Genomic DNA, 7,627 nt, shown 5'->3' on the forward strand with positions numbered 1-7,627 from the left:
GTGCTTTAGGGTCTCCAGAAGGTGACGCGATCCAGAGTTTGCAGCCGCGCGATATCCAGCTGATAGATCAGATCCAGCGTCTGGCGTTCGCTGGCGCTCCAGGGCGCATAGGCGGCACTGTCGACCCCTCTGGGATGGGCCTCAAGACAGGCGGCAAGATCATCAAACCCCACAGGATTCTCTGCTGCACAAACCCCATCAGACCCCAGAGTGCGGTCTTTTGCAAGCCGGTGCAGTGCGCGCACGGCGGCATCGGAAAATCCCCGTCGCTGGCTTTTGCCGGGCTGCGGCAGGGCGCTGATCTGCCCGCCGGTCACCCAGGTCAGCAGCTCGGCCTCGCGCTGGCGCAGATCCTCGGCCCGGTAGACCAATATGGGCGATTGTGGAAAGGCGCAGGCGAGGCGCTCGACCAGATCGGCCCAGGACAGGGTAGCAAGGGCGGTGACGCAGAACCGCGCGAAGGGTGTGAAGGGGGTGGATTTCAGCGCCTCGCAATAGAGCGAGGGCAGGTAGTCGGCAAAATTCCGGATCCCGAGCACCAGAACCGGCGCCTGCAGCTGCAGCGCGCACGCGAGCTTCAGGGCGCGTTCGGCCCCCTCGGGATACAGCCCCGCAGGCGCCAGGACATCCTGAACCAGGGCCAGAATGTTTTCATCAAAAAACACATGCCGCCCCGCCACTTTGGGCGGTGCCTCAAGCGGCCGCGCGGCATGATCATGATAGAGCAGGGGGCGGGCGACCTGACTGCGAACTGCGCCATCTCGGTATAGTGGATGCCCTGGCCTGCCAGATCCGGGGCGGCGCGCGCCAGCATGTCCTGCAGCGCGGTGGTGCCGGTTTTATGCGCGCCCAGCCAGAGGATATCCCCCCGTATCCGGGCCTCAGACCTGTCTTGAACAGGCCCGTCTGAATTGGCGGAGGCGGCGGGCGGTTTCAGATTTCATATCCTGCGGCTGGCCTCATGTGACCACAGAGATCCCCGACCAGACTGGCCTCGGCTGGGGTCAGCTGGGGTTGCCAGTTGCCGCTGGTGCCCGAGGTGAAAAACGAGGACGGGTCGCGCTACCGGGATTGCGGCCACTCACCTTGCGAAAATCGCAGGCCTCGCCCGCCGCCTGCAGAACGTCGTGATCGGTGCAGAGCCCCAGCGCGGCGCAGATGCGGCCATATTCGCTGACTGTATCGGCCAGAAGGTCTTCATAGCGCACCAGCACCAGCCGCTCGGGGCGCTCTGTTTGCAGCGCGGCAAGGTTGTGTTGACGCCGATCCAGTTGCCACAGGCGGCGCGGATCAGCTTGTCGCGATCAATCGGCCCCTCGGGATCCATCTTGTAGAGCTGGCGGCGTTTGGCATGGCCAAAGAGGCTGACGGCGGCATCCCGGGGGTCGCGGTTGATAAAAACCATTTTTGCCTCTGGGAAGGTGGCAAACAGGGTCGCCATGTCTTTCCAGTTATGCGGGGTCTTGTCGCCATGGGCCCTGGCACGGCTTTTGGGGTCGTATTCGGCAAACCGCTCCAGCATGAAATGGCGCAGCATACTGGTGACGTGGCTTTTGCGCACGGGCTGCAACACGGGCTTTTCGCTGAAGACCAGTTTTGCATCCAGCTGCAGCACACGCTGATAGTCCTCAAAGACTTTCATCAGGAGGGGGTAGAAGCGGTCAAAATAATGCCCCTCGCCGGAACAGGCAGCATCCGGGTGGGCATCCAACAGCCGCATCAGCCAACTGGTGCCGCCCTGGGGGGGGCCTGCGACAAAAAAGTGGGTTTGGGCAACATAGGGCGCGGAAGATGCAGACATGGACAGGGCCTTTTGGGGACTGGGGACCGGTCTTCCCAATCCCGCCGCGAAGGTCAAGGATGGTTTTCGGCGGCAGGGGCCCGTACGCTGCAAGGCCGGACCACGGCGGAAAGCTGCGCAAACAAGGATGGACAAACACGCGCTGGCGCGCCATCACCAGTCTCCATAAGCCCTTTTTTGGGCGCGCAGGGCGGAGTGAGCCAGGCATGGATCAGACATATGGACCAGACATGGACCAGAGCTGTGCTGGGCCTGGGCTGGGCATGGATCGGGCCCGAAAAGAGGATGTGCAGGATGAAAAAAGCCCTGATTACAGGTGTGACAGGTCAGGATGGCTCGTATCTGGCGGAATTCCTGCTGGCCAAAGGCTATGAGGTGCATGGCATCAAACGCCGCGCCTCGTCGTTCAATACCCAGCGGGTGGATCATATTTATCAGGATCCGCATGTGGACCAGGCCCGGTTCAAACTGCACTACGGCGATCTCACCGATACCTCGAACCTGACCCGGATCCTGCAGGATGTGCAGCCCGATGAGGTCTATAACCTGGGCGCACAGTCCCATGTGGCAGTGAGTTTCGAGAGCCCGGAATACACCGCAGATGTCGATGCCATGGGCACGCTGCGCCTGCTGGAGGCGATCCGTTTCCTGGGGATGGAAAAGACCGCCCGGTTTTATCAGGCGTCCACCTCGGAGCTATACGGTCTGGTGCAGGAGACGCCGCAGCGCGAGACCACGCCTTTTTATCCGCGCTCGCCTTACGCGGTGGCCAAGATGTATGCCTATTGGATCACGGTGAATTACCGCGAGGCCTATGGCATGTATGCCTGCAACGGCATTCTGTTCAACCATGAGAGCCCGCGCCGCGGCGAGACCTTTGTCACCCGCAAGATCACCCGCGGTCTGGCCAATATCGGCCAGGGTCTGGAAGACTGTCTCTATATGGGCAATATCGACGCGCTGCGCGACTGGGGCCATGCCAAGGACTATGTGCGCATGCAGTGGATGATGCTGCAGCAGGACGCGCCGGATGATTTTGTCATTGCCACCGGCAAACAGTATTCGGTGCGCCAGTTCATCATCTGGTCGGCGGCTGAACTTGGCATCACTCTGGACTTCACCGGCAGCGGCGTTGATGAGGTCGCCACCGTGGCGGCGATTGAGGGCGATGCGGCCCCAGCCCTGAAGGTCGGCGATGTCATCCTGCGCATTGACCCGCGCTATTTCCGCCCAGCCGAGGAAGAGACCCTGCTGGGGGATCCGACCAAGGCCCGCGAGCTCCTCGGCTGGGTGCCGGAAATCACCACGCAACAGATGTGCGCCGAAATGGTCGCAGAGGATCTGAAAACCGCCCGGCGTCATGCCCTGCTGAAAGAGCACGGAATGGATCTGCCCGTGAGCCTTGAGGGGTAGGCGCGATGACCACAGCAACAAAGATCTATGTGGCCGGCCATCGCGGCATGGTGAGCGGCGCCATTCTGCGTCAGTTGCAGGCCCGGCACGCGGTGGGTGAAAATCTGACTCTCCTGACCCGTAGCAGCACTGAGCTGGACCTGACCAATCAGGCCGCCGTGCAGGACTTTATGCAGGCGGAGCGCCCCGATCAGGTCATTCTGGCCGCCGCCAAGGTGGGCGGCATCCTGGCCAACAACAGCTATCCGGCGCAGTTCATCTATGAAAACCTGATGATGGAATGCAATGTGATCCATGCCGCCTACGCCGCCGGGGTGACACGGCTGCTGCAGCTGGGCTCGTCCTGTATCTATCCCAAACTGGCGGAGCAGCCGTGTCGCGAGGCGGCGCTGCTGACTGGCACGCTGGAGCCGACAAACGAGCCCTATGCCATTGCCAAGATCGCCGGCATCAAGCTCTGTGAGAGCTACAACCGCCAGTACGGCGTCGATTATCGTTCGGTGATGCCGACCAATCTCTATGGGCCGGGCGACAACTTTCATCCCGAAAACGCGCATGTGATGCCGGCCCTGATGCGGCGCTTCCATGAGGCCAAGCAGGCCCAGGCGGACTCTGTGACCATCTGGGGCACAGGCAGCCCGCGCCGCGAATTCCTGCATGTGGACGACATGGCGGCGGCCTCACTGTTTGTGATGAACCTGGCGCCTGCGACCTACCAGCGCGAAACCAAAGCGATGCTCAGCCATATCAATGTGGGGACGGGGCGCGATATCTCGATCCTGGAGCTGGCCCAGAGGGTGGCGCAGGTGGTGGGCTATGCGTGCGAGATCCTGACAGATCCCGGCAAACCCGATGGTGCTCCGCGTAAACTGATGGATGTGTCGCGTCTCGAGAGGCTGGGCTGGCAGGCGCGGATCCCGCTTGAGGAAGGGCTCAAGGGAACCTACGCTTGGTTTTTGCAGCAAAATGCGGATGATCTGCGTAGCAAGTGACGTAACAGGATAGATTTTATGATTACACCCATCCTGCTCTGTGGCGGCTCTGGCACACGCCTGTGGCCGCTGTCGCGCAAAAGCTATCCAAAGCAATTTGTGCCCCTGGTCGGAGAGACCACCCTGTTTCAGGCCTCGGCGGCGCGGCTGTCAGGCGAGGGCTACGCGGCCCCTATGGTGCTGACCAATTCTGATTTCCGCTTTATCGTACCGAGCAGCTGGCCAGCGCCGGCATTGATCCCGGCACCATCCTGATCGAGCCTGCGGGCCGCAACACAGCCCCTGCGGTGCTGGCGGCAGCGCTTTATCTGGAACAAAGCGACCCGGAGGCGCTGATGCTGGTGGCGCCCTCGGATCATGTGGTGCCTGATGCCGCTGCCTTTCGCGCGGCGGTGGCGGCAGGCGAGGCGGCGGCTAGGGCCGGCCAGATCGTCACCTTTGGCATCAAACCCACCCATGCGGAAACCGGCTATGGCTATCTTGAGCTTGAGGGCGAGCCCCTTCAGTTCACCCCGGATTTCAGCCCCCGCGCCATTGGCCTGAAACGCTTTGTCGAAAAACCCGATGCACAGACTGCTGCGGCGATGCTCTCTTCGGGCAGGTTTTTGTGGAATGCCGGCATTTTCCTGTTTTCGGTGCAGGCGATCCTGGCGGCGTTTCGCGCCCATGCGCCCGGGCTGATGGCCCCGGTGGAGGCGGCCATCTCAGAGGGGGCCCCCGATCTGGGGTTTTTCCGGCTGGACCCGGCGGCCTGGGAGGCGTTGGAGGATATCTCGATTGACTATGCGGTGATGGAAAAGGCGACCAACCTCACCGTGGTGCCCTTTGCGGCCGGCTGGTCCGATCTGGGCGGCTGGGACGCGGTCTGGCGCGAGGCGGGACCGGATGCGCAGGGCGTGGTGACCAGCGGCAATGCCACAGCGATTGATTGTCACGACAGCCTGCTGCGCTCGGAAGATGCCAGCCTTGAGGTGGTGGGCATTGGTCTGCGCGATGTGATTGCCGTGGCGATGCCGGATGCGGTTCTGGTGGCGGATGCCTCAAGGGCGCAGGATGTCAAACTGGCGGTGGCGGCGCTCAAGGCGAAGGCGGCGAAACAGGCAACGAATTTCCGATGGATCACCGCCCCTGGGGCTGGTTCGAGAGCCTGGTTGTCGGTGAGCGCTTTCAGGTCAAGCGCATCCATGTGCACCCCGGTGCGGCGCTGAGCCTGCAAAGCCACCATCACCGCTCGGAACACTGGATCGTTGTTGAGGGCACCGCCAAGGTGACGGTGGACGATGAGGTGAGGCTGATCAGCGAAAACCAGTCGGTCTATATTCCGCTGGGGGCGGTGCACCGGATGGAAAACCCGGGCAAATTGCCCATGGTGCTGATCGAGGTGCAGACCGGCAGCTATCTGGGCGAAGACGACATTCTGCGCTACGAGGACCTCTACGCCCGCAAATGACGCGCCCCAGATGAGAGTGCGGGGTGAGAGGGCGGGCAAAACCGTGCAGACACTATCCAGGAAACGGCTCAGAATGACACAAATTGACAAAATCGCCGTAGTTGGCTTGGGCTATGTCGGGCTGCCGCTCGCGGTTGAGTTTGCCAAGACGCGGCCTGTGGTGGGCTTTGATATCAAGGCAGACCGGATTGCCGCGCTGCAGGCCGGGCAGGACACCACTTTGGAGGTCAGCGCCGCGGAGCTGGCCGAGGCGCAGCATCTCAGCCTGACCAGTGCGGTGGCGGATCTGCAGGACTGCCGCATTATGATTGTCACGGTGCCAACCCCGATTGACCGCCACAAACGCCCGGATCTGACGGCGCTGATCAAGGCCTCTGAAACCGTCGGCCGCGCTTTGAAGCCGGGCAATATCGTGATCTACGAATCCACCGTCTATCCGGGCGCGACCGAAGAAGTCTGCGTGCCGGTGCTGGAGCGGATGTCGGGGCTGGTGGCCAATAAGGACTTCTTTTTTGGCTATAGCCCTGAGCGGATCAATCCCGGCGACAAGGCGCATCGCCTGACCAATATTCGCAAGGTGACCTCTGGCTCGACCCCTGCGGTGGCCGAAGAGGTGGACGCGCTCTATGCCTCGATCGTGACCGCCGGCACCTATTCTGCCGCCTCGATCCAGGTGGCCGAGGCCGCCAAGGTGATTGAAAACACCCAGCGGGATCTCAATATCGCCCTGATCAATGAGCTGGCGATCATTTTCAACCGGCTTGATCTCGACACCCAGTCCATTCTGGACGCCGCCGGCACCAAATGGAACTTTCTGCCGTTCCGGCCGGGGCTGGTGGGGGGGCACTGCATTGGCGTTGACCCCTATTACCTGACGCATAAGGCCGAAGAGATCGGCCTATCGCCCCGAGATCATTCTGGCGGGGCGGCGGCTCAATGACCGGATGGCCAGCTATGTGGCCAGCCAGCTGATCAAGGCGATGCTGGCGCAAAAAATCACCATCAGCGGCTCGCGGGTGCTGGTGATGGGGGCGACCTTTAAGGAAGACTGCCCCGATCTGCGCAACACCAAGGTCATCGATCTGGTGCGTGAGCTGGGAGAGTTCGGCGCCTGCGTTGATGTGCACGACCCCTGGGCAGACCCTGAGGACGCGCGGCGGGAATACGGCCTCGATCTGGTCGCCGCGCCCGAGGTGGGGACCTATGACGGCATCATTCTGACCGTGGCACATCACCAGTTCCGCGACATGGGGGTCGCAGAGTTGCGCGCCCTGGGCCGGCCGGCGCATGTGCTTTATGACATCAAGGCGATGCTGCCGCTTGGCGATGCCGATATGCGCCTTTAGACCTGTCGCGCGCCCGCGCAGACTAGCGTATCAGCCATTCCTCGATCTGATCCGGGAGGCTGCGCATAAAGATCCAGCGCGCGCCCTTACTTTGGTCCGGGCGCAGGCGCAGCTTGCCCATCAGCCCGACCAGATCCCACTCAGAGCGGGTGCTGCGCGGCTGATAGGGGCGGTTTGGGTCATAGGCGGGATTCTGCAGTGGCTCTGCTTCGGGGTCGCGCAGCACCGCGCCAACGCATCGCGCTGCCAGCGCCCCTTCCAGTACCCCATGTCGCCATCGCCAATCACGGCAGGGGCCGCGCTGATGACACCGATGGGGTCTTCGTCTGCCCGGGCCGGGCGTATGCGCGCCCCTTCCAGCACCACCGACAGCCCGCGGCGGTCTTCGTGCAGCGGGTTGCCGTCCTGCCATTCAAACCATTCGGCATAGTCAGCGCCGCCGCCGCTCCAGGCACCATCGCAGCTGCCATTGCCATCCGAGGCCAGCCGGAACATCGCGCCGCCACCTGCCCCGGCGCCGGCTCCCGCCAACAGGTAATCCTGGCCGCTGCCCGCGATCTCGAGGTGGGCGGTGGGAGAGGCGGTGCCCAGCCCGGCGCTGCCATTGGCTTTCAGCACCAGGGAG

6 protein-coding genes and 2 pseudogenes are annotated in these 7,627 nt (G+C 62.7%); 4 read left to right on the forward strand and 4 right to left on the reverse strand.

Going from position 1 to position 7,627, the window contains the following annotated elements:
• Window positions 1-5: 5 nt before the first annotated feature.
• Entirely contained in the window at window positions 6-665 is a 660-nt protein-coding gene (locus B4968_RS06020; RefSeq protein WP_139792612.1) for a hypothetical protein, read from the reverse strand.
• Between the two features lie 416 nt (window positions 666-1,081).
• Window positions 1,082-1,801: a sulfotransferase family protein gene (locus B4968_RS06025; RefSeq protein WP_083097483.1), complete on the reverse strand. Its 720-nt coding sequence runs from the start codon at window positions 1,799-1,801 to the stop codon at window positions 1,082-1,084.
• A 294-nt stretch (window positions 1,802-2,095) separates the two neighbouring features.
• On the opposite strand from B4968_RS06025, the gene gmd reads away from it, so the two are divergent.
• From gmd to tviB, 4 genes and pseudogenes are all read left to right on the forward strand, one after another.
• Window positions 2,096-3,214 (forward strand): GDP-mannose 4,6-dehydratase, encoded by a 1,119-nt coding sequence (gene gmd, locus B4968_RS06030; protein WP_083097489.1) that lies wholly within the window; start codon window positions 2,096-2,098, stop codon window positions 3,212-3,214.
• Between the two features lie 5 nt (window positions 3,215-3,219).
• Window positions 3,220-4,206: a GDP-L-fucose synthase gene (fcl, locus tag B4968_RS06035; RefSeq protein WP_083097485.1), complete on the forward strand. Its 987-nt coding sequence runs from the start codon at window positions 3,220-3,222 to the stop codon at window positions 4,204-4,206.
• 18 nt (window positions 4,207-4,224) lie between these two features.
• Window positions 4,225-5,656 (forward strand): annotated as a pseudogene (locus B4968_RS06040) (mannose-1-phosphate guanylyltransferase/mannose-6-phosphate isomerase).
• A 73-nt stretch (window positions 5,657-5,729) separates the two neighbouring features.
• Window positions 5,730-7,002, forward strand: a pseudogene (gene tviB / locus B4968_RS06045) (Vi polysaccharide biosynthesis UDP-N-acetylglucosamine C-6 dehydrogenase TviB).
• A 22-nt stretch (window positions 7,003-7,024) separates the two neighbouring features.
• Here tviB and B4968_RS26050 read toward each other — a convergent pair.
• A complete protein-coding gene (locus B4968_RS26050) occupies window positions 7,025-7,201 on the reverse strand; it encodes a peptidase G2 autoproteolytic cleavage domain-containing protein (protein ID WP_420916472.1) in 177 nt (58 codons plus the stop codon).
• Window positions 7,123-7,627, reverse strand: a 505-nt coding sequence (locus B4968_RS24115; protein WP_277620926.1) for a peptidase G2 autoproteolytic cleavage domain-containing protein, incomplete at its 5' end; no start/stop codon positions are given. The genes B4968_RS24115 and B4968_RS26050, both read right to left, overlap by 79 nt.

Source organism: Pseudophaeobacter leonis (assembly GCF_002087335.1).
Classification (GTDB): domain Bacteria; phylum Pseudomonadota; class Alphaproteobacteria; order Rhodobacterales; family Rhodobacteraceae; genus Pseudophaeobacter; species Pseudophaeobacter leonis.

Coding starts and splice junctions, on each gene's coding strand:
- B4968_RS06025 (WP_083097483.1), bottom strand. CDS start 1,801: ATGTCTGCATCTTCCGCGCCCTATGTTGCCCAAACCCACTTTTTTGTC.
- gmd (WP_083097489.1), top strand. CDS start 2,096: ATGAAAAAAGCCCTGATTACAGGTGTGACAGGTCAGGATGGCTCGTAT.
- fcl (WP_083097485.1), top strand. CDS start 3,220: ATGACCACAGCAACAAAGATCTATGTGGCCGGCCATCGCGGCATGGTG.